Annotated in this window: 18 protein-coding genes and 2 pseudogenes; 14 read left to right on the top strand and 6 right to left on the bottom strand. The window is 34.6% G+C overall.

Annotation, left to right across the window (positions count from 1 at the left end; all coding sequences use genetic code 11):
• Window positions 1-38: 38 nt before the first annotated feature.
• A complete protein-coding gene (lepB, locus tag UABHE_RS09960; protein WP_372370114.1) occupies window positions 39-740 on the bottom strand; it encodes a signal peptidase I in 702 nt (233 codons plus the stop codon).
• A 378-nt stretch (window positions 741-1,118) separates the two neighbouring features.
• Between lepB and UABHE_RS09965 the strand changes: the two genes are divergently transcribed.
• Together UABHE_RS09965 and UABHE_RS09970 are read left to right on the top strand one after the other, a co-directional pair.
• Window positions 1,119-2,090, top strand: a complete 972-nt coding sequence (locus UABHE_RS09965) for a YheT family hydrolase (protein ID WP_372370115.1) — start codon at window positions 1,119-1,121, stop codon at window positions 2,088-2,090.
• A 10-nt stretch (window positions 2,091-2,100) separates the two neighbouring features.
• Window positions 2,101-3,360: a hypothetical protein gene (locus UABHE_RS09970; protein ID WP_372370116.1), complete on the top strand. Its 1,260-nt coding sequence runs from the start codon at window positions 2,101-2,103 to the stop codon at window positions 3,358-3,360.
• Between the two features lie 458 nt (window positions 3,361-3,818).
• On the opposite strand, the gene UABHE_RS09975 is transcribed toward UABHE_RS09970, so the two are convergent.
• Window positions 3,819-4,523 carry a hypothetical protein gene (locus UABHE_RS09975; RefSeq protein ID WP_372371726.1) on the bottom strand — a complete coding sequence of 235 codons (705 nt, stop codon included), beginning with the start codon at window positions 4,521-4,523 and terminating at the stop codon, window positions 3,819-3,821.
• Here UABHE_RS09975 and UABHE_RS09980 point away from each other — a divergent pair.
• Window positions 4,432-4,797, top strand: coding sequence for a hypothetical protein (locus tag UABHE_RS09980; RefSeq protein WP_372370117.1), 366 nt, complete (start codon window positions 4,432-4,434; stop codon window positions 4,795-4,797). The two genes, UABHE_RS09975 and UABHE_RS09980, sit on opposite strands and share 92 nt — an antisense overlap.
• Window positions 4,798-4,942: 145 nt before the next feature.
• Here the strand turns inward: UABHE_RS09980 and UABHE_RS09985 are convergent, their stop codons facing one another.
• Window positions 4,943-5,536 carry a TetR/AcrR family transcriptional regulator gene (locus UABHE_RS09985; protein ID WP_372370118.1) on the bottom strand — a complete coding sequence of 198 codons (594 nt, stop codon included), beginning with the start codon at window positions 5,534-5,536 and terminating at the stop codon, window positions 4,943-4,945.
• A gap of 188 nt (window positions 5,537-5,724) precedes the next feature.
• Between UABHE_RS09985 and UABHE_RS09990 the strand changes: the two genes are divergently transcribed.
• Both UABHE_RS09990 and UABHE_RS09995 read left to right on the top strand, forming a co-directional pair.
• Window positions 5,725-6,225: an SRPBCC family protein gene (locus UABHE_RS09990; protein ID WP_372370119.1), complete on the top strand. Its 501-nt coding sequence runs from the start codon at window positions 5,725-5,727 to the stop codon at window positions 6,223-6,225.
• A 17-nt stretch (window positions 6,226-6,242) separates the two neighbouring features.
• Entirely contained in the window at window positions 6,243-6,794 is a 552-nt protein-coding gene (locus UABHE_RS09995) for a carboxymuconolactone decarboxylase family protein (RefSeq protein WP_372370121.1), read from the top strand.
• A gap of 57 nt (window positions 6,795-6,851) precedes the next feature.
• On the opposite strand, the pseudogene UABHE_RS10000 reads toward UABHE_RS09995, so the two are convergent.
• Window positions 6,852-7,162, bottom strand: a pseudogene (locus tag UABHE_RS10000) (Tn3 family transposase).
• A gap of 345 nt (window positions 7,163-7,507) precedes the next feature.
• Here UABHE_RS10000 and UABHE_RS10005 point away from each other — a divergent pair.
• The 3 genes and pseudogenes from UABHE_RS10005 to UABHE_RS10015 all read left to right on the top strand — a co-directional run bounded on the left by UABHE_RS10005 (window position 7,508) and on the right by UABHE_RS10015 (window position 9,804).
• A complete protein-coding gene (locus UABHE_RS10005) occupies window positions 7,508-8,500 on the top strand; it encodes an SRPBCC family protein (RefSeq protein WP_372370123.1) in 993 nt (330 codons plus the stop codon).
• Window positions 8,501-8,758: 258 nt separating this feature from the next.
• A pseudogene (locus UABHE_RS10010) lies at window positions 8,759-8,953 on the top strand (IS6 family transposase); the annotation flags it as partial.
• A gap of 92 nt (window positions 8,954-9,045) precedes the next feature.
• Window positions 9,046-9,804 (top strand): protein kinase, encoded by a 759-nt coding sequence (locus tag UABHE_RS10015; RefSeq protein ID WP_372370124.1) that lies wholly within the window; start codon window positions 9,046-9,048, stop codon window positions 9,802-9,804.
• Window positions 9,805-9,965: 161 nt separating this feature from the next.
• On the opposite strand, the gene UABHE_RS10020 is transcribed toward UABHE_RS10015, so the two are convergent.
• A complete protein-coding gene (locus UABHE_RS10020) occupies window positions 9,966-10,253 on the bottom strand; it encodes a hypothetical protein (protein WP_372370125.1) in 288 nt (95 codons plus the stop codon).
• A 460-nt stretch (window positions 10,254-10,713) separates the two neighbouring features.
• Between UABHE_RS10020 and UABHE_RS10025 the strand changes: the two genes are divergently transcribed.
• The 5 genes from UABHE_RS10025 (at window position 10,714) to UABHE_RS10045 (ending at window position 21,469) form a co-directional block, all read left to right on the top strand.
• Window positions 10,714-15,411 (top strand): protein kinase, encoded by a 4,698-nt coding sequence (locus UABHE_RS10025; RefSeq protein WP_372370126.1) that lies wholly within the window; start codon window positions 10,714-10,716, stop codon window positions 15,409-15,411.
• 144 nt (window positions 15,412-15,555) lie between these two features.
• Window positions 15,556-18,453, top strand: coding sequence for a hypothetical protein (locus tag UABHE_RS10030; RefSeq protein WP_372370127.1), 2,898 nt, complete (start codon window positions 15,556-15,558; stop codon window positions 18,451-18,453).
• Between the two features lie 24 nt (window positions 18,454-18,477).
• On the top strand, window positions 18,478-20,088 hold the full coding sequence (locus UABHE_RS10035) for an FHA domain-containing serine/threonine-protein kinase (protein ID WP_372370128.1): 1,611 nt from the start codon (window positions 18,478-18,480) through the stop codon (window positions 20,086-20,088).
• A 717-nt stretch (window positions 20,089-20,805) separates the two neighbouring features.
• Entirely contained in the window at window positions 20,806-21,162 is a 357-nt protein-coding gene (locus tag UABHE_RS10040; protein ID WP_372370129.1) for a transposase, read from the top strand.
• 91 nt (window positions 21,163-21,253) lie between these two features.
• Window positions 21,254-21,469 (top strand): hypothetical protein, encoded by a 216-nt coding sequence (locus tag UABHE_RS10045; RefSeq protein ID WP_372371595.1) that lies wholly within the window; start codon window positions 21,254-21,256, stop codon window positions 21,467-21,469.
• A gap of 188 nt (window positions 21,470-21,657) precedes the next feature.
• On the opposite strand, the gene UABHE_RS10050 is transcribed toward UABHE_RS10045, so the two are convergent.
• A complete protein-coding gene (locus UABHE_RS10050) occupies window positions 21,658-21,924 on the bottom strand; it encodes a hypothetical protein (RefSeq protein WP_372370130.1) in 267 nt (88 codons plus the stop codon).
• Between the two features lie 258 nt (window positions 21,925-22,182).
• On the opposite strand from UABHE_RS10050, the gene UABHE_RS10055 reads away from it, so the two are divergent.
• On the top strand, window positions 22,183-22,722 hold the full coding sequence (locus UABHE_RS10055; protein ID WP_372370131.1) for a hypothetical protein: 540 nt from the start codon (window positions 22,183-22,185) through the stop codon (window positions 22,720-22,722).
• Window positions 22,723-22,914 lie beyond the last annotated feature (192 nt).

Genomic DNA, 22,914 nt, shown 5'->3' on the forward strand with positions numbered 1-22,914 from the left:
TTTTCTATTCCGCAGCGTATTGTTTTGTCAATGATACTTTAATCTCCAAACAATTCATTTACTTCAACGGAAGTCGAACGCGCAAAAGGAAACCATATAGAGCTAGCTTTTCCAAGAATATGGCTTTTAGGCAACCAACCCCAATATCGACTATCTTTACTATTTTCGGTGTTGTCACCCATCACAAAATAGCAATCCTCCGGAATGGTGAGTTCCTGTTCACACGCCCAGCGGTAAGGTTTCTTAACGATAGTAGGAAGTCCACGATTGTTAAAAATGATTTGCCCTTCTTTATCGCGATTGTAGTCTTTTCGGCTATGACTGTATTTTATTTTTTTAAAAATATCTGGTTCTTGTAGCTTTTTACCATTGATGTAAACATACGGAAATTTTACTCTTATTTTTTCCCCAGGCAAACCAACTAATCTTTTAATAACAAAAATATCTGGGTTTTCAATAGAAATAAACGCCACTATGTCTCCGCGCCGGAAACGGTCAAATTTAGAAATCCCTTTCCAAGCAAGAATGTGGTCACCTTTAAATAAATTAAAAATGCTATTAGGGTTTGTTTTGCGCCCGCTTTCATTTTTTATACCATAAAACGTTGGTTCCATTGAACCTGTGGGAATACGGTAAGGCTCAGCAATTAGATTAATAAAAGTAATGTAAAAAGCTCCGAAAACAACAATTGTTTTCATCCAGTCTTCAGCAATGCGGTAGACTTTATTTTTATATATCATATTGTTACTTCTTGGAGAAGGAACAAAAGAATGAAAATCGTGTAACATACAAAACCTCGAAAATAATAAACAATAGGCTTGACTATTTCTCTATTGCAACTCACAATTAGGAAGCACACTCTATTGTGTGCTAATAGCATTAAAAGTGTAGTAAAATAACTTGGTAAAATATTTCTAATCGTTTACTAGGAAACGTTCCAAAAACAATTTACCGTTTTATGTTCATCAGTATTGTTGTTTGCAGGACTAGGTCATCTCGTTCAAGTCTCTCACTGATAAACAAAACTTCTGGGCAAAATGTAGTATATTTTTTTAGAACATTCCTTATAACATTATTATTTAATATAAAAAGAACTTTGTCTATTAAAAATATCTAATATGAATACATCTACTTTTCAACCACACCCACTTTTTAAAAGTGGAAATGCGCAAACAGTTGCTGCTGTTTGGTGGCCAACAACACGTTTTTTTCCCAAACATACAAAAAAAACGTTTAAAACAATCGTTGATGCGCAAAATACATTGGTCACTCATAGCCAGATCCAACAACAACAGCCACTTGAATGCGATGATATATTGTTAGTTCATGGCTTTGAAGGGTCTTCTGTTTCTAAATATATGCTACGTATGGCTAAAAAAGGCTTACAACGTGGCTTTAACATTCATCGTATGAATCTACGTAGTTGCGGTGGTAGTATACGCAGTTGTGCTCTACCTTACCACGCTGGTCTATGGAATGATGTTCTTCAAGTAGCCAAACAGGTAAAAGTTGGCAGGCGAATGTTTGTTGTTGGTTATTCTCTTGGCGGAAATTTAGTGTTAAAAATGGCCGGAGAATTACAACAAAAATTACCTAATTATATCACGGCTATCGCTTCTGTTTCTGCTCCTATAGATTTAGAAGAAACTCTCGATTGGCTTATGCAAAAAAAAATGTATCACAACAAATTTTTGAGTTATATTGTAAAGAATTATAAACGGAAAAAACGTATACATCCACAAACATTTCCTGATCTTAATGGTTTACCTAGTTCATTGATGGAGTTTGATGAAAGAATTATCTGTCAGATCTATGGTTTCAAAAATGCGAAAGACTATTATACTCAAAGTAGCTGCGGCTCTGTTATTCAAAATATAACAGCACCTACATTGATAATTTATTCCAAAGATGATCCAATTATTCCCCACACTAGTTACTCTTCTCTACACCAACAAAAAAATGAGAATATAGAACTACTTAGTTCGTGTAGCGGAGGACATGTTGCTTTTATTGGTAATGGAAAAATAGAAGGTGATGATGATCGTTTTTGGGCAGACGAACGAATTTTTTCTTTTTTTTCTCGTTTTTAATGAGGTTGTCATGCAATTCATCGTGAAATTATTTCTTATATGTGCATTATCATCTTTAGCATATGCAAATGTTAAAATAGAAATTTTAAAAATCCAGATAACAAAAGTAGAAACACAAATAGCAGGTGGTGGCGATCTTCTCTATTATGCCTATGGCGACGTATACCGGCGTTTGGTAAACAATACTGGCAGAAACAAACGCCAAAATACTCTACACAAAGTATTTTTAGGTGAATTACGCGATATGCGCCGTTTGGCTAAAATGAATTGGTATTTTGTAGGTTCTATAGGCTACAAAGAGCGCCAACACTTTAAATGGGGGAGAACTTACCGAATTAGTGGCAAAGAGTACACGCGTTTTCTAGGCGTTCGTAACCATTCTACACGTAAAAGTTATCGCTACCGACAAAATCGTAATAGGTTTAATGACAATGACGATCACTATGAACAAGATGGCGGTGGATATGACAATACCTACGAAAATGATTATGAAAACGACACTTATGACGATCGCTATGAAGACGAAAATTACGGGGACAACAACAGAAATGAGTACGATGGTGAAGATCTTTCAAGTAACGACTATGAACAAGATGATTTAGAAGAATATTATGATGAGCACGGCGAATATGATGAGAATAACGATGAGTACGATGAATACGGCGGCGAAGATAATAGATTTAGCACCAAAGTACAACGCTTAGCTTATTTACTTGCAAGTGAGCAATTACTAGAAGAACGTGTCAAAATTTTTCAAGAATATTTTTCGCGCATTAGCGAAGGACACAAGGGATTAGCAAAAAAAATCGATCGCGCTTTACAAGATTCATCTCAAAAAACCCAAGGGATCTTTTTTTCTACAGCAATTCAAAACTGTATAAAAACAGGAAATATCTACGGCTTTTCTTATTATTTATCTAGATTACACAAGCTTGTTAGTGACAAAAAGAGTAGCGTATACGCTCGAAATTACAAAGATGGCAGCCGTTATCTTGGTGAGTGGGTCTCACACCAACGCCACGGTTATGGTGTTCTTACAAAAGAAAATGGTTCGCGTTATCTCGGGCAATGGCGTTATAACAAACGTAATGGAGTAGGGCTATACGAATGGAGTGATGGTTCCTTTTACATAGGTGATTGGAACAATGGGCAAAAACAAGGCTATGGAACACTTGTTTCAGCACAAGGATTTGTTTCTCGTCAAGGCTGGTGGCGTAATAATCGCTTTTTAGGTAAAAATTATTTTAGCGCGCTTGAACAGAAAAAGTAAGACTAGTTGAAAACAAAAAGTAGAAACTGTGACATTAGGTTTATTTGTGTAGGAGAATCAAAAAAACAATTGAGAGGAGAAGAACAACAATCGTTGTTAAGAATACTTATGGTCTATTCCATAAATAAATTACCAGAAGTAGGATCATCATAGAACATAATTAAAATCAATGTTTTATTGAATCAAAAAAAACATGGCTTTTCAAATCTTCTCCAACGATATAATGTCCTAAAGGGGTAAAGTGAAAATTTTATCCCAAGTATGTTTTGCTTTTTTTAAAACAGGTGTCGTATCAAAAAAGGAAATATTTAATTGCTTAAAAGCTTTTTTTACATTGTTTCGAAGATGAATTTCAATTCTAAGCGAGTGATCATCATCGACGACTAACACTTTTTCTGATCTTTTTCTTCTAAACAAACAACCATTTGCGATGGTAAAGTTAGATAATCAGCAAAGAACTACCTCCAGTAAAGTTTAAAGCTCTTGTATACTCTATTACCATGTTCATCAAATTCTTCCTCTTGCTCTATTGTCTTACTAAATTCGATTAACGATTTAGATTTTTTTACATAGATGATAGCTAGAATAATAAACAATAGAAAAAATAAATATTGGTAAGGAACCAATATCTTTTTTACACCGTGATTTTTAGGATCGTGGCGATATATTTCGCGGTTAGTCATTTCACTGTACGTCATGGCCATATCTACTTCCTCGTGCTTTTGTAGTAAATCAGCCTCCATTTTGTAAAACGCAGGCAGCCACGATTGAGATTTTTCTAGTTCTTGTGTGATAGCACCAAGTACAACATCTTTATCTTCAATATAGCACAAAAAACGATTGTTAGCATAACGTTTTAACCCGTCATAAACATAATCAATTTTCAATTCCACGATATCCGGACGAGGATGCTCCAAAGCACGAGCACGCATATAACACCACAAACTGGGATAATAACAACCTGAACTATAAAGTTCATCACCAAGAGTAACAAAACCGTCAGCAAAAGAATTATCTACTTCAAGTAGCATTAGTAGTTTAGCTCTTACATTAGAATAATCTACTAGATTAGTGAATGGTGACTCTTGGTACTCTATCCCTAAAAAGTTTTTGCTTATTCCAGAGTTTATTTTTTCAACTTTCGCTTCAAAATTAAATTGCAAATCTAATTCAAAGGACGTAGATCGTTACATTCCATCTCTTTTATATAGTGGCACAACCGAGTTAGAACAACGTCTGGCTGCTAAGCAATGCGAATCCTGTAACAAAACGGAACAGCCCTTTTATGTCCATCACGTCCGTCGTGTTAAAGATCTGAAAAACAAAAAAGGAAAAAACTGGTTAGAATGGATTCACATAACAAGGCAGCGCCGAACAGTTATCCTCTGCAAGGAGTGCCATCTTAAATATCACCATGGTGACTTTCGTCATGGTTAATGCTCACTAATGATTCTGGAACTCTTGTAGTTCCTTAACTCGGAAAGCCCGGTGCATAGAAATTGTGCCTGCCGTGGTTTGGGAAGAGACGCGGCAAAACCCTAGCTGGTAACGGTTAGAAGGCGTGTCGCGTCGACTTCATATTTCATGTCGACCATCCTTTAATCGTTTCAATCACCATATCAAGTTGTAGTTTAGCTACGGATCGATCTTTGTAAAGACGGCTAATCGACATAGCTCCCCAGAATGAACCGATGATAAATTCTGCTGCGCTATCAATATTGATGTCAGATCGAATTTCTCCGTTTTTTTGCAATCGGCCTAGAAGAGATTTGTAATGACCGATAATCATCTGACGGTAGTTTTTAACATTCTCCGCAATCTGATCGCTAATTGTTTTTGTATCCAAAGCAGTGTTGACCATTAGGCAACCAAATTTTGCGGGTGCTTCGTCAGGGTCTTTGGAAATCACGTTTTGTATGAACTTCACCAAATCATCGAGTGTGGCATTCTCGTTATAAAATTGGCTCATGAAGTCATTCGACGATTGGTAATACATATTCTGTGCGGCGATAAAGAGGTGCTCTTTATCTTGAAATGTGTTGTAGAGGCTTATGCGTCCGATACCTGTGGCCTCTTCCAAATTCTTTAAAGATGAACCCTCATAGCCGTTTTGCCAAAAACACAGCATGGCTTTTTCTAAAACTTCATTTTTATCAAACTGTCTTGGTCTTGCCATGGCAGATTTTCCTTCTTTGTTTGTAGTGCAATTTAAATTTTATTCCGTTCTATATCAACGTACCAAGCAAATTATATACTGAATGGTATAAAATCCCTTGACAGTTATATATTGATCAGTATATAATATATATTGTATACCAATTGGTATATAATATCAAGTAAAATGAAAGGAAAGGAAAGGAAGTCATGAAAATTCAAAAAGACATTACAATTAACGCGCCAATAGATCAGGTCTGGGAGGCTGTAGGACCTGATTTTGCCGAGTGCGCAAAATGGGGAAGTGTTTTGGCAACTTCCACAGCGACAGAAGGAAATGTACCTAATGGTGCGCCATGTGCAGGCCGTGTTTGCCAAACTAATAACGGGATGGGCGGCTTTACTGAAACACTCACACATTACAACAAAGATAAAAAGCAACTAGCCTATTCGGCGCAAGGCGACAAAATGCCAGGTTTTGTGAAAAATCTACGCAACACCTGGAAGTTGGTTCCAGTCGGTGCCAACCAAACAAAAATCATGACAAATTTGACGGCAGATATTGGTTTCCCTTTTAGCCTTCTCATGGGGCTAATAATGAAAATGCAAATGAGCAAGATGCTCGTGATGGGATTGGAAGAACTCAAATACTACGTTGAAAATGGCAAGCCACACCCTCGAAAAGCCGAAGCTGAGAAAAAAGCTGGATAATCAGAAAGGAAATCATTATGAGGAATGGTTTTACACAACACACCGTTGAAAGTGCTCCAGAAGACTCTAAGCCAATCTTGCAAGGAATGCAGGAGAGATACCAAATGATCCCGAATATAGCAGCCGTGATGGCAGAATCTCCGACAATCACAAATGCCTATGCTCAGATTGCTATGGTCTTGGGTGAAGATGCAAATTTAAGCTCTGCAGAGCGCGAAGTGATCTTCATGACCGTCTCTGCGGATAATGATTGCCGTTATTGTATGGCGGCTCATTCTACTATGTCGGGTCTTGATGAAGATACACTTTCTGCATTACGTGAAAATCGTCCTTTACCAAGCACAAAGCTTGAAACACTGCGTCAATTTGCGCGGCATGTGAATGCGACTAAAGGTGAAATTTCAGATGAAGACATTGAAAACTTTTTAGCTGTTGGTTTTACACGCGAACAAATTTTTGAAGTTGTTACAGCGATCGCGCTCAAAACACTTACAAATTTTACCAATCACATTGCACAAACTAATCTCGATGAAGTTTTCAAACCGCAAGCTTGGAAAAAGGAACTTTAATTACACTTAAAAGAAAGGAAAATATGGATAGTATGCACATTCGTGCGTAAATACACCCTAAGAGAAATCTACTCTACTTTTATTTAGGATGTAATCGCCATATAAAATAATGTTTTCCCAGGATACAGGGCTAATGTGGCTGAGAAATTCAAGGTTAATGTCGTCTGGCGTCTGAATAACACGATGAATTTCTTTGGCTTGCCAATAAATAATAGATGCGATAACCAGTGTAAGACAACTACAAGAGTTTTTCTGTTGTAACCTCGTCGATTACATTTGTGCATGTGAGGATCAGAGATGAAATTTAAAGAGTACTCCGTGCGGATGATTCTCCCGAATTCGCGATTAGCACGATAAAGTTCATCCACACAAAACTGAAGCTATGAAAAAAACGGCTTAATTAAAAAATTTGGAGATTTATAGTTGTATTTATCATTTTTGCGATTGTGGTGATTGGCAGGGAGTTTTTTTACATTTAACTCTGGCTTGAAAAGCGATTTGAGCGCTCGCCTGTAAATACCACTAAAGGCAAAGTATCCGATGCTGATATTGCAGCTTTTACCCTTGCATAAATTTTTGAGGTCACAACGGCGATTGTTTTCAAGACCATTACCAACATATCCTGCGTACGAATGTTGATGAAGCGTTGGAGCTACAAGCTTGGGAAAAGGCGCTTAACTTGAATCAAACTTAAATAAATAAAGGAAATAATCATGTTTAAACCACTTTTAAAAACCTATATGGCAATTGCCATTTCAGGCATTTTTTTCGCTTCCTGTACTAGTACTAATGTCCCTGAAACTGGTGTCGCTAGTATGCCGCCGCGTATAATTGGCGTATTAAATGTTGACCAATTCACCCAAGCACCTTTGCAAGTTGCTTATACAGCGCACTTAGAAGCAGCTCCGCAAAAAGTCTTTGATGCGGTATCTTCGGCTGGCCTTACAAAAGGCCATGTTATTAAATCAGACGTAAAGGGCGGAATTTTAGCATGGTCAGGCGTTGAAGGTCATTTAGGTGTGATTCACCTGATGATGACACCAGATGGAGGCACAGGTATAAGCTGGAGCAGTTTTTTTAGCCATAAAGATGCGAAAAATATGAACGTCAAGAAAATGGATTACATTGAAACCAAGGTTAATGAATGGATAGGTAAATATGGCGGACGTTTTACGGGCGCAGCTTATGGAACGGAACAGCTTTCGATTATTAGTGATGTCGTTATTGATATACCTGCTGATAAAGTTTGGGCGGCTTCTGCTGATAACTTCGGCTCAGTTGATCAATGGTCGAGTACTGTTGGCAAAGTTGATGGGTACGGCAGCGGTGCAGATGCAGGACGGACGTGTTATGTGAACATGCCTGGCAATCCGTCTGTTGATGAAAAGATTGTGTCTTACAATAAGAAAAATATGACTTTTACCTATACGATTGCTGGTGCGGTGATGCCTCCATTTGTTACCAATGCTTTAAATACGTGGACACTCAAAGACTTGGGGAATGGCAAAACACATGTCCGTGCTCATATGAAGATTCATACTGTTCAGGGTGCGCCAGCACCAGCTGTGGGCATGGTGAAAGGCCAGTTCTTCCAAATGTTGTCTATGGGTATGGAAGAGTTTGATTACTATGTTGAAATAGGCAACCCACATCCTCGCAAACAGACCTCTATTGAAATAATGAAGAAGCAAATGGAAAAGCAGTAGGGTTTAGGACGATGGATTTGCAACTACTCCGTCAAGTAGCATACAGCAACATCTTATAAGTGATATTTCTTTTTCATAAAATGATACACCTACTCGGCAATTAGAAACTAAAATAATGGCTTGATTTCGATATTTCGCTTACTTTTGCCAAATTATTAATAACAAGGCACTGTTGTAAAAAATAAGTTCTCCATTCATTTTGATTTTTTTGTATAATTAACAGCTATATAAAACCACGAAAAATGAATGGAGCAAATAATGATCGACTTTAAATGGCGTCACTTCCAAGGAGAGATAATATTATGGGCAGTACGATGGTATTGCAAGTATGATATAAGTTATCGTGAAATGGGAGAGATGCTTGAAGAACGAGGAATTAAAATCGATCATATAACGATCTACAGATGGGTTCAAAATTATGCTCCTGAAATCCATAAACGCTTAAAATGGCACACGAAAAATTCTTAAAAAAAACCACGACAACAAATACTTAATCTCTGAAATATTAAAAAAACGGAGTATTCTGAGATAGGACATTTGCACGAATGAAATTCTTTGAGAAAGTAAACGGTTACCAGATTATAGAACAAATAAATCCAAGTTATAACGTTTTTAAAGCAAAAAAGGGCAATAAGTTTTTCGCAGTATATATCTCAATTAAAAGAAACGACGATACGATTTTTGAGCATGACATAAAAAAAATAATAGCACTCAAGAACACCAACATAAGAACAGTATATGATGTTGGAAAAATAAACGGGAGCCTTTACTATGTGAAGCAATACTTTTCAGAATATAACACTATATTTGACAATATTTATTGTCAAGGAAGGACATTCAACGAATCTAACATTCTCCAAATTATTATTCAAATAGCCAAAGCTTTAGATTATGCTTCACAATTCAAAATTATTCACGGATTACTACATCCTAATAAAATTATTATTTCTAACGAAATACCTTATGTTTGTTTAGCTAATCGTAGAAACTATGTTATAGGTCGTCCAATGTTCGCATCGCCAGAACGCGTAATGGGAAAAGACTTTGGATTGCAGAGTGATATTTTTAGTTTAGGTTCCATAAGCTATTTTATGGCAACTGGTGAGTTTCCGTTTAAAGCAACACCATCAGTTTTATTATTGCAAGAAATTATGAAAAAAGAACCAAAAGCAATAACCAAATATAATCCGAGTATCTCCTCCAAAACATGTAAAGTTATAAAAAAAATGATGGCCAAGAGCTTAAAAAAACGTTATCAGAACTATTCGCATCTTTTACAAGATTTACAAAATATACTTTGCTAAATGTATTAGCCACTACAAGATCAAACAGACAATGTCAGATGAAATAAAAATAAGAGGATATTCACTCAAGCTCAAGGAATAGAATTATCTATTCCCTCTGCTATCGCATTGACCCCTATATACTACTAACGTTCAAATGTTTGTTTTTTTTACAAAGAAAATTAAGCAGCAATATCATTAAGTTGTTGAAGAGTAATATGTTGACACTGGAGAATAGCTGCAAGAATTTCGCGTCCTTTTGTAGTAAGATGATAACGATATCGTTTAGTAATTTTTCTAATAAGTCCGTGAGCACGAAGCATAGAAATCATTCTTGTAATTTTTGAACTGGCACGACGTTTATCTTGAATAGAAGAAAACTTTTGAGGAAAAAGATGCGAAAGAATATCTTTATTTGAAAAACCATTAATAACAAACTCACCACGGTTAATTGTTGAAAATAGTTCCAAATCTTGGGTGAAACTACAGATTTAGGGGAAAATCACCATAGGACTCTTGTATCCCCCTATAAACGCTGGATTTTTATTTTTTTCTGCCTAATAACGAGCTTTTTATGGCGAATAATTTTAAACCAAAAAGGTCTGTTAAAAGGTATCAAATATTTATACTCTTAATTGTAAATCTGCGTTAAGAGTATAACATACCAGTATCTAAGACTATTTTATTGTAAATAGCACAGCTGGAAAAATAACCAGCGTGACTGTTTTACCCTAAATGTTTAATTTCACCCAATTTTAAAACACAAAAACACACAAATAAATATACTTATAGCTCTATTAACATTTAACCGACAGTTAGACATATCAACATAAAAAAATAACCAACACAAATACAGTTTATCTAAGTTTTCTTATATTGAAGACTCTTAGATTGGTAATATATGAAAAGAAACTTTTGAAAGATACATCAATGGAAAAAAATACATTTCGCGAGCTCTGGGAAAAAATTCTTTCATCTGAAAAATTGGAGAGTAACGAATTTAACACGACATATCATACCATATCGGGAAGTGGAACTATCGATGGCAATTCTCCTAGCGATACCATATCTGGAACTGGCACTATTGATGGCAATTCTCCAAACGATACCATATCTGGAAGTGGCACTATCGATGGCAATTCTCCTAGCGATACCATATCTGGAACTGGCACTATCGATGGCAATTCTCCTAGCGATACCATATCTGGAAGTGGCACTATCGATGGCAATTCTCCTAGCGATACCATATCCGGAAGTGGCACTATTGATGACAATTCTCCTAGCAAACAATCACCTAATAAACTAGGTTCACAGTCAACAATAAAAAACCACATGATTCCAATTGTCCATCACTATCCAGAAGAAAAAAAAATCGCAGAAGGAGGGATGGGGTTAATTATTAAAGCAAAACAAAGCAGTCTCAAAAGAAGCGTTGCTGTCAAAAAAATAAAAGCTAGTGCTAGTAAACACCGTTTTTTACAAGAATCGTTGATCACCGCATCTCTTGAACATCCTCATATAATACCTATCCACGAATTAGCCGTAAATTACAAGCAAGAGGTAACTCTTGTTATGAAAAAAATAGAGGGATTATCTTGGAAAGAGTTATTGTATCCTAAAAATGAGGAACAAAAACAATATGCTGAACAACTTATCAAAGACACTTTAGGCAAAGATTTAAACCAACAATTAGAAATAGACGAATACTTACAATTTCATTTGAGTATTTTACTTAAAGTTTGCGATGCAATCGCTTTTGCTCATGATAAGAACATCATACACAACGATTTGAAACCAGAGAATATTATGGTGGGAAAATATGGTGAAGTTGTTGTGATGGATTGGGGAATATCCGTTCATATTGGAGAAGAAAGACTAGAAGACAAACGTTTCTTGCACAAATCAGAAATAACCTCTCCAATGGGAACACCTAGCTATATGCCATCCGAGCTTGCAGAAGGAAACAGCGCACTTATTGGAACGCGAACAGATATTTATTTGCTTGGAGCTATTTTGTATGAGATTATCCACGGACATGCTCCTCATCAAGGAAGTAGTGTATGGATGGTACTCCTTGCAGCGCGAAACGGAGACATAAAAAATTATGATTCTCTACCACAAGAAAAACAAGAGTTAAAAGTAATTTATACTAAAGCCTTACAAAAAAATCCTAAGCAGCGTTATGCTACTGTCATGGATTTTAAAATGGATATCCAACAATACTTCAAACACCGCGATAGTATTAAACTTACAAACGAAGCAAAAGAAGTATTATGTAACAAAGAAACAGCTAATAGCTATAACAAATTCGATAACGCTATTTCTGGTTTTAAAAATGCTCTCAAGTTATGGAATGAAAACAACGAAGCACAAAATGGGGAACAAGACGCACGCGTACTTTATGCAAATATCGCTTTGCAAAACGGGGACTTAGGCGTTGTTGAAGCACAATTAGAGAATATGGATGCTTCGCAAACGGCAAAACAATTACAAGAGCAAGTAAAAGTTATAAAACAGCAAAGAATAAAAAGAGAAACCCGTAACAGACGACTACGTCATAGTTTGTTTTTCACCATTATTCTAATAATTACTGGACTTACTATTGGTGTTTGGCTTATTAATACCGAAAAGAATAAAACAGAGGAACAAAGACAAATTGCCTTGAATGAAACAAAAGAAAAAACATTAGCATATCAAAAGGTAGAAAAGCAACGAATTGCAGCTCAGAAAATAAACATTAAATTTCATAAAGAGAAATACATATTTAACAAAGAAAAAGGCAAATATGGCGAAGCTTCATTGTGGTTAAGCAATGCAATTGATATTGGTAAACAAATCAATGAAAATAACGACGATGACAAAATGGCCCTTTCTGCAGAACTACAAAAATTTTCGCGAATCTCGTGGAAAAGACCTAAAGTATTAATTGGGATACAAGCAGAACAACTCACTTCAACATCTCCCATATGGTTATGGGCTTATGAAAAGTCAATACATAGAGGTCTTTTTTCAAAAGAAAAAGGTTGGAAATTCTTTGAAGTATTAGCCAAGTTAGGACGCATAAAATGCATGCGTTTGTGGAAAGAGAAAAATAAACTAGTAGCTGTTTTTGAAACAAAACTGTTTCTTCTCGATGGTGAAACAGGAGCTATTGATGTTGAATTTCCTTTTAAAGGTAACGTCAAAGATGCTTTATCACTGAAAGGAAACAATCTCTATTTTATAGAAGACAATTACCTCAAAAAACTCGATCTCTCTTCTCTAAAAGTAGTTAATACCTGGAAACTACCATATCGATCAGCTTTTGGTGCATGGAGCCTTGACGTAACAGAGAAACACAACCAAGCACTGATAATGGTCTCTATACATAGCGGAAGAAAAATAGTGTTGTTTGACATGAACTTGCAAAAAGAAGTAATGCAAGTAAATCGTAATGGTGGTTCAGCCACAAACTCATTAAAAGTATTTGGAAGTAATGGTATTTATGCAGACAGGCAAGGGCATCTGACTTTCTTTCAACTAGGAAAAGAGCCCTCTTTTCATCTCGTAAAAACACCGTGGATTGCTCAACAAGTAGTAGATATAAACTCCAAAGAAGCAACAGTTGTCCATGAAGATGCCATTCGTAAATGGTCTTTAGATGGTCGATTAATGAATAAAACAACCGTTCCTGAACTTGATAAGATATATTTTTTTCGCAATTTACCTTGTGGAACATTTATCTACGGAAATAGAATTATTGTCAAAGACAAGCAAAACAAGACATTGCTATTAGAAACCCCAGAAAATGGTTACTTTAAATCAATAACTAAAATAGATGAAAACAGTTACCTTGTTGCGGGACAAACACAAATCGAATGGCGTAATACCATTGATAACTCTATTATTAAAAGTTTCGATGTGATTGCGAATGAAGCGCAACTATTAAAAAATTTATTATTTGTACGTAACAAAAAACAGTTGCATTGTTACGATACAAACTCAATGAATTTAAAGCACAGCATTGAAATAGAAGACAAACCTTTCTATGCAATTAATTCTTCTATACAACAAGGAATTATTGCAGTAACCAAGAAAGGAGTATTTCGTTTTTCCAAGCAATTGCAGCGGCGAGAACTATTGTATTCGAAAAATCCTAAACAGATTTTCTTAGACAAAAAAGGTGTATACTTTGTCGATACAAACCAAGACCTCAATCAAATAGAATTAAGATTTTACTCGTGGGAAACAGCAAAAATTTATGGACCAATACTTATCTCTGAAAAGGTAGGAGATATTCGTTGTTATAATGTCCATCAAAAAAAATTATTCTGGGGAAAAACCAACGGAGAATTGCTGTCTTACAACTTTAACAAAGTTAGCAACGAAATTGTTTCTAAAATTCGTATACAACAAATCTTTGAAGCAAGTGGTAATCGCGTTTTAAATATTTTCTGGATGAAAAAAAAGCTCTTTATTGCACGCGTAGATGGTGTTGTTGAAATATGGCAAGAACGACAAAGTAAATACGTTTTACAGGAAACTTTAAAAGTTTTTTCTGCAGCTTACATAAAGACAATTCTTCCTTTTGGCGAAAATAGTTTTCTGCTACTTGCTGTACACGGAGAATATGTATTTATCCATACCAAAGAAGGGAGTGAACAAAATTTTTCAGGACTACACCGTAATAACCTAGCATATACTTCGATCTATACCTCTGAAATATATGCTTATCCAACAAAGAGTCAAACAATAATATTTCATCGAAATGGTAAAAAAACTGAGATTTCTCCCCATAAAGTACTTGGAAACTTTAGTAAGATAAGGGTAAATCCATCTCAAACGATACTTGCTGCTGGAAATACTGGAAGTTTCTATGTTTGGAACTTAAATCCACATCCAAGTTCTCTAAGAGTTGAAGCCTTTACCACTAAAGCATACAACATGAAATTTATTGATGATTATACTCTAGGAATCGATGAAGAAAATAAACTACTTCTTGTAGATACAACATCTCAAAAACCTCTTTCCTTGAAAAAAAAATATGTGTGTATATTTAATAACAAAAACATTTACATACAAAATTGGTGGGTTGCTAACAATCTACTCTTTGTTACCGAAAATAAAGCTAGCTTTTATATTTTTAACCTTGAGGATAAAAACGACAAAAGAATGATTCTATTACCACGTCCAGCTTATAATTTTACAACTAAAAACGACAAATGGTTATTTATAACCTGCGATACAGAAGTTGTTGTTTATGATTTAAAGAATGATCGTATCCATAACCGTATAAAAACCAAAGAACAGATTCCTGGTTTATATTTACAAAACGGTAGTTTTTTACAGTCTACGGTAATCGATAATACTGTTGTCATCAACATGAAGAATAAAATACTTTTTGCGCGTCCACAGGGAAAAACATATTTTCTCGAACATTATTTTAAAGACACAGAGGTAATGCACTTCAATGTAAACAAAAATACTCTCTATTGGCTTAGTAAAGGATCTTATGGATACTTTTCTCTTCCTCGTTTTTCAACAAATTTACCTACAACAGAGCAGTTATCTTCGGCTGTAGGTAAATTTATTGATGAGGGTACAGCAAAGAACTTCAAAGACTCCATTAAGTTATATAAAGTAAAATAAGAAATGATTAAGCGTGCTAGAAGTATTAGCTTATCTACAGAAAGATAACATGACTTTTATTCTCTAAGTCTCTTTATTTTTCGCAAAACCAGATACATTATTTGCCTATACACCTTGATTTCTTTAAAACCAAAGGAACTAAAAATGAAAAGAGCTTTTCTCAGTTTACTTGTATTATTAAGCAGTACATACGCGCAGGTAGAAACATTATTTTTACAGCAAGAATCAAAAAAAACAGCGTCAAAGATTGTAGTCGCACCGATTTCATATAAAAAACCAACAAGCGTAAAAAACGTAGTGCATTATACACATCTACGAGAAAGCTTGATTTTTCAATTAAAAAACCATGGTTTTGCAGTAGCATCTGATTCCCTATTCTCTCAAACAAATTTGGAATTTCCGTATGTACCTATAGCGTACTTGCAACAACTAAAGCCTCAAAACAAAACGATTATTCAATTTGTTGTAGAAGAGCAATGCAAGGTCATTGTCTCTCATTTTCAAGAGAAGGAATCTTTCACTATTGATGTGTCAACAAACCTATTTTTTACAGAAGAAATTAACAGTATTCTTTCTAATCTAAGAAAAACATATAAATGGCAAAGGCAACCAACTAAAATCGTTGGTGAAATCAACCTTGATATATTGCAACAGCAAGATCGTCTAGATTGGGGTTTTGAAAAACGTCTCAAAAAAATAAACAGTTTACTTACAAAACTCAATTATGAAAAAATTGAAATTCAAAATTTACTAGAATTAGCAATCATATTTAATTTGCATGGCAGTTATTTTTGGAATACCGACAGACAAAATGCATACAAATATTTCGGTAAATCACTTGCTTTCATTGAACAAGTTCATCTACAAAAACAACAAGAGTCTGTTAAGCAAATATACAAGGAACTAAAATGGCTAGCAGTGAGATTTAGCGGAGAAGATCAACCTCTCGATTTCTCTACTAAATTAGCAGAAACAAATTTATTAAAAGAGTATCTTGAACTTGAATTTCTTTCTCCTTACCCAACAGTAAAAAATACTTATGATTTTTTTATACGTATGCAGAATCGTTTATTAATCCGCAACTACGATAAATACAATCAAGAATTTGTGCAAAAAACAGAAAATCTTTTAGATGTGGCCTTGATCTCTAACAAAGTCAGGCATCACCAATATATAAACGTCCATCAAAGCAAGAAAATTCTACCTATTTTTCAAAGTGAGTTTTTATCCTTACTGTCTTCATTTGGCGTAGATAAAGAAAAGCTAGCAAGCTATATAAACTCTCAGATAGAAAAAAGTCTATGGTTAATGTTCACTCAAAACCCAGAGATGCAAAAACAAAAAGTAGTCAATGGTAAAGCTCTTTATGTTCTCAGTATTGCCACATTAATTAACAAAATTGCAGGCACACAAAACTACTCAAACAAGTTTCACATACGATTGCAAGATGTGTATAGTGAAATGTCTAGCCGTTATGTTGAAATTGTTATTCTGATGAAAAAAGAACAAAAAGTGTGGGGACAGGATGTTCATATTAATTTTATCGACAAATTATTTCACCACTACGGACCGCATCTAATTCCTAAACGTAATTTTTTAGAGCACAAGCGAACAGAATATCAAAAAGAGATAAAAGACAGAATCGATCAAGCAAATGAACTATATTATCGAGGTCATGTCACGGAAGCATTTTTATTATCAAAGCCTCTCTTAGAAATCCTTAGCAGTGACACGGCGTATCTTTACCAGATTTGGGAGCTTTGGTTAAGAAGTGGACAAGATTTAGATAAAGGAATTCACAAGTTTGCAAAAATTTGGGATGTGAATTTTAAAAGAGGATATTTTCGTAAGCATGTTCAAGGTTGGAAATACAACGATTTTTCTACACTACCTAAAAATTACTGGCTCGGACAAACTAACGATTATTACGATTATCTAACTCGTGCTGAGTATGCTTTTCGAAATCGTCAATATCAAAAAGTAATGTCTATTGTCCGAGATTTTCACTATGGTAAGGATTCTCGTATATCTTTTATGGAGACCATTGCCAATATAATGGTTCTCGACCGTAACAATTCTAGGCTATGGAGAAATTTAAAGCTGCATTTCGAAAATATTACTGTACTTGAAGATCAAAGAGTCTATGAAAATTATCACATACCGATAGATCATAGAGTGAGAGTGTTAAATGAAGAATGTGGTGACAATATACACTGGAAAAAGATAAAAGAAGAACTACTCCTTGAGTATTCATCGCAGTTGTCAAAAATCAAGCGTAGCTTAAACAGAAATCCAAAAACTAGCCTACTAAAAAAACTATACAAAGTAGTAAAAGAAATCACCGCTGTAAGCGAACAAAAAAGAAATATTCGTTTACTTGCAGATTCACTTCAAATAGAACATCAAATTTTAGCACGTATACTTTCAGATAAAGGTACGCAAATTACAGCTAAACTCCTAAAAAGAATCATCATGTTGGTAAAGAAAACATCAAGATTAAAAAAGTTACTGCGCTACAAAGAAACTATTATTCCACGCCAATCTTGGTTTTTGTGCTATATGTATCGTTTTGGAGCTAATGAAAACAAAATAATCAAATGTTACCAACAAATAGCTCCAACGAATAAACTTCTGAGCAATGAAATTTCACAAGCAGCTTTTACTTCTCCACAGACTCTAATAGCTTTTCTAGATACAACAATACAAAAAAATCCTTTGGACCAACTAAAATTCAAAGAAACAGACATTGAAAAAGTTTTCAAAGCCGCTTACCTCGAAGGTAATGATAATTGCGCTATGCTGTGTGCGCTTGACTACTGTACTTCTCAAAAATCATTTGCACTAATGGCTTGTTATTTTGAAAATATAGAAGATGGAAAAAAATGGATAAAGCATAACTCTTTAGACAGAAAAATAGAACGAAACTGGTTAAATCTACTTGAAAAAAGACCTAAAGAAATTACCGAGAGTATAATAGAACGTGTTGCTCAAAAACCGTTGCCTGAAAAACTAATGAATGTATACGAATATATAAATAGATAATTTAAAGTGACAAAGGAGAGATAAATGAGCAAAAAAACTTTTGGTGAATATACAATAATTTCTACATTAGGACAAGGAGCAATGGGTAAAGTATATTTTGCTCAAGATATTAATGGCAATGACGTTGCACTTAAAATAATTTTACCAAAAGCCTTAGAACAGGCCGGAGAACCTCAAGATGTTATCCAACGTTTTAGAAGAGAATCGAAACTTGCACTAAGTTTACAACATCCAAACATCGTACGAACTTATGATACTGGAGAAGTTGATGGTACTCTGTATCTTGCATGTGAAGTTGTAAATGGAGGAGATCTTGAGGATAAAATGAAAAGTAATTGTTCGTTTTCTTTTATTGTGAATACCATGGCTAATGTATTAACAGGTCTTGAAGAATTGCATGAAAAAAACTTTGTTCACCGCGATATAAAACCAGCAAATATATTAATTGACAGAAATGGAACAGCAAAAATTTCTGACCTAGGAATGTTGCGTTCTACTGCTGATGATCGTACGATGTATACTCAAGAAGGACAAATACTTGGAACTCCTTATTATATTTCACCAGAACAGGTAAGAGGTGAAAAAAATATTGACATCCGCTGTGATTTATATGCGTTTGGTGCAATGTTTTATCAATGTTTAGAAGGAATGCCTCCATTTACAGGAGGCAGCTTACTTGAGATTTTACAAAAGCATCTAGAATTCCCTATACCAAAGTTCGAAAATCCAGAAGTATCAAAAGAATTAGCTTCTTTTATCAGTAGTTTACTATCAAAAAATCCAAATGATAGACCTCCAACGCCATTAAAAGCGTTAGAAATACTAAAAAGCATTGTTAACATTAACTCCGAAGTATTTAAAGATAATTCGCAAGATAACAATAACAGTAACTATAGTAGCTCTATATCAATGAACAACACAATTATGAACAGTTCTATCACGAGCGACACAGTCATAGGGTTACCATGTTTAGCCCCGATTAATTCCGATCTAAAGGCTGTACTTTCTCGTGCTAAAATTACCAGCGGTAAACAAACTATTTTTGTTTATGGAAAAGATCGATTACAGATAGGTCGTAATGCCATAGATATAGATAACCAAGATATTTGCTTGCGTTTGTTGCCTGGAAGAGGACAAGAGCAAAAAAACCAAAGTATTTCAGGAAAACATTTTTCTATCTATATAGAAAACAACAATGTATTCATTGTCGATCTTGGAAGTAGAGCAGGTACAAAAGTAAATGGCGAAAAGTTGGTTGCGAAAGAACCTAAAAGGGTAGAAAACAAGTGGACCATGACTGTCGCAGATTTGATAGAACTAGAGTGCCAAATAATACCTCATAAATCTCAAACGTCAAATGAGATAATTGGCCAAGGAATAATTACTGAAACGTCCGCAGTATTAATAAAGCGTATAAATAATACTCCTGAGCATCTTTATGTTTTAGCTCCAGGAAAATTTTTGTTAGCAAATGTGATTGACAATGCTCCAGGTGATTTAGAAATATTTTATGTAAATAATGCTCTCGGCTACAACTCAAAAGGTGTATGTTCTCTCTTTGAAAATAATAGTTCCATTTCTACAGAAAAAGATGCAGTTCATATTACTTCGATTGCTGCCGCTGATCAAAAATAAACAAGTCATGTTTCATAAATCGCTCCTAGACCTGCCGAGCAATAGTTGGATCATTAATAACTATATCATTGTAGTTTATTACGGCCAATAGTCATTGGTTTTCTATATCAATTGTTTGGTATACACCTTTAGCAACGGGCGCATGTAACAAAAGGGGGGGACTTTATAAATACGGTTTAGAAACGAGATAAATACTCTAAAATAAGAAAATGAAAAAATTGATTTTGGAAAAGTTACTTTAACAGAAAACGAATATTAGAAAATTAAAGAGATAAGAGAATTGTTATGCTGGGAAAAAAGAGAAAGAAAAAAGAAGAGGTATGACTATGAAAAGAGTTGATCAAAACGTTGATTAACCCAAGCTAAACGAAGGGAAAGTAAATGATCGAAACCAGAAAAAGACCAACGCATGCCAGAGCCTTTGAAACGATGTTGAATAGCCATTTACAAGAGAGTTGCCCAATTTCTTTTGGTATTTGGACCAGCGGGGGCATTTGAACAGAAACTAGCGGTTTTGAATTTTTGGCTGGCATGATTTTGACGAGTAGGAAACTTTAATTAATGTAGACAAGGCTTCTGTAGATGTATTCTTCTGTGTTAAAAAAGGCTAAGGGGGATTTATCAGGGCAGCGCAAAGACCTCGTATTATTGCGCTGCCCGATTGAAATAACCCAAGAATAAGTTATACTATAAAAAGTACAAAATAAGGAGAAAATAGTGGCTTATTCACAAGATTTACGAACTAAAGTAATAACGGCTTACTGTGATAAAAAATTAGGTAGTATGAGAGAACTTTCAGAAATGTTTTCGATTAGCGAAACAACTGTAAAACGTTGGGTATACAGATATCAAAAAGAAGGTAGTTCAGAACGCTGTCCTTATGGTGGAGGAAGAGCAAGCATACTCAACGATGCAGATCGCGAAGTTCTCCATAAATTACATCTAGAAAAAACAGATGCTACTCTGAAAGAATTAATAAAAAAATTAGAAAGCAAAATAGCAAAAACGGTGAGTTCATCTACTCTAAGTCGAGAACTACTAAAACTACAGCTAACAAGAAAAAAAAACGTTTAAAGCAGAACAGCAAAAAACTGAACGAGTAAAAAAATCTAGAGAAGAATATCTAAAAAAAGTAAAAAAAATAAACCACGAAAAGCTAATTTTTATAGATGAATCCGGTTCAAATACAGCAATGACAAGATTATTTGCTAGAGCACCTAGAGGCGAACGCGCTTTCGGTTATCGTCCACATCAAAGAGGCAATAATATTACAATTGTTAGTGCTATGGGTAGCGATGGTATCGTTGCGTCTATGACTCTTGAAGGATATATAGATGGCAATGCTTTTCTTGCAGCTGACCATCTCGTGGCAAAACCCTAAACAGTAATGTTTAGAAGGCGTGTCGCGTCCACTTCATTTTATTTCATTTCATAATTCAAAGTTGCATTTGGTTTATGCCAAACTAACTCTTCTGAAATTTCGTGTGTTCTCAACCAAAACTTACGATTTTTAAGATAAAAACGATGTATTTATTTCAATATATTTTAGAGTTAAATTCCACGTACGTTCTATTTGACTCTAAAACGCTCACTCCACGCAATAGTTCCAGAACTATCAGTTATTTTAATTTGGTACCTCGTTCCAGTACCAATAAGATCCGTACCTATTTCTCCGATAATATGTCTTTTTTCATTAGCTATTCGATCTGAACTCATATGTCGAACAAAAGATCCATTTTTATAAAGTTCTATTTTTAAATTTCCTGAACCACCATTCCAACGAAGAGGGACACTTGTATCACCTTTTGGCACTTCATTAATTATAATTAAGTCCAAACCGTAACTTTTTATATGAATGTTCGCGCTGGTCCTTTTATGGGGATATTGATTATACAAAAACTAGAATAAATGGAGAATTTTTTTTGCAACAGCGTCAGATATACTTGATATCAACATTCAAAAAAAATCTCTTACAGAAAGCACTAAAAAATGTACAACAAAATATTTACTAACTCTCTATTGTCAAAGCAGAGAGAAACGAAGTTTTCTCCTACTTTATTATTTAGAATTTATCTAAATCTTGGAGAGAATTATATGACGTCTTATGTACCTCGCTATACAAAACCCAAATTACAACTGCAAAAATGGGAAAAAAAGCTTAAAAGATCAATCGAGAAAAACGAAAATATAGACAAAATAAAACTTCTAGCATTAAGAGTTCGAGAATCTAGAGTTCGCTTAGTAAAACCATTTCCATACAGAATAACAGAAGAAATGAAGAGCATTTCTCAAACGCCGATTACAAATATTATTGAAGAGTTTAGTAAAGATATACGAGATAAACATATTTCCGAATGTATCAAAGAGCTAAAAGCGTTAATTAAACGTGGTGAAAAAATAAAAGAAATAATATCTCTATCTGAAAAAATCACAGAATACATGGTTAATTCTGAAACAAAGATTACTATTGGTAAATTAAACCAATACAGCACATATCACACGGTTATGACTATTATTAGAGAACTTACAACTTATAAAGATTCATTGATAATCGAGAAAATATGCAATGAAGTTAACACTTCATCCTCTAAAAACATAGAAACCGTTAGTTTGGGAATTGAATTCAATAAGTGATGGCATCTATGTTTTAGAAAATGTATCGGGATTAAACTCAAAATTTTCAATGATTTCAGAACTCTGACTATTAAAAATGTTTTTTCTTCATAGGTGTTTTCAAACGTTAGAAAAAGATACAAAGCTGATTATTCCATCGAAAAATCAGCTTTGTATGATACTAATTCTTTGAAAACACAGTTCTTTATGTAT

This window comes from Candidatus Uabimicrobium helgolandensis, assembly GCF_041508025.1.
Taxonomy (GTDB): Bacteria; Planctomycetota; Uabimicrobiia; order Uabimicrobiales; family Uabimicrobiaceae; genus Uabimicrobium; species Uabimicrobium helgolandensis.

Coding starts and splice junctions, on each gene's coding strand:
- UABHE_RS10005 (WP_372370123.1), top strand. CDS start 7,508: ATGTTTAAACCACTTTTAAAAACCTATATGGCAATTGCCATTTCAGGC.
- UABHE_RS09985 (WP_372370118.1), bottom strand. CDS start 5,536: ATGGCAAGACCAAGACAGTTTGATAAAAATGAAGTTTTAGAAAAAGCC.
- UABHE_RS09990 (WP_372370119.1), top strand. CDS start 5,725: ATGAAAATTCAAAAAGACATTACAATTAACGCGCCAATAGATCAGGTC.
- UABHE_RS09995 (WP_372370121.1), top strand. CDS start 6,243: ATGAGGAATGGTTTTACACAACACACCGTTGAAAGTGCTCCAGAAGAC.
- UABHE_RS10025 (WP_372370126.1), top strand. CDS start 10,714: ATGGAAAAAAATACATTTCGCGAGCTCTGGGAAAAAATTCTTTCATCT.
- lepB (WP_372370114.1), bottom strand. CDS start 740: ATGATATATAAAAATAAAGTCTACCGCATTGCTGAAGACTGGATGAAA.
- UABHE_RS10035 (WP_372370128.1), top strand. CDS start 18,478: ATGAGCAAAAAAACTTTTGGTGAATATACAATAATTTCTACATTAGGA.
- UABHE_RS10055 (WP_372370131.1), top strand. CDS start 22,183: ATGACGTCTTATGTACCTCGCTATACAAAACCCAAATTACAACTGCAA.
- UABHE_RS09965 (WP_372370115.1), top strand. CDS start 1,119: ATGAATACATCTACTTTTCAACCACACCCACTTTTTAAAAGTGGAAAT.
- UABHE_RS09970 (WP_372370116.1), top strand. CDS start 2,101: ATGCAATTCATCGTGAAATTATTTCTTATATGTGCATTATCATCTTTA.
- UABHE_RS10030 (WP_372370127.1), top strand. CDS start 15,556: ATGAAAAGAGCTTTTCTCAGTTTACTTGTATTATTAAGCAGTACATAC.
- UABHE_RS10015 (WP_372370124.1), top strand. CDS start 9,046: ATGAAATTCTTTGAGAAAGTAAACGGTTACCAGATTATAGAACAAATA.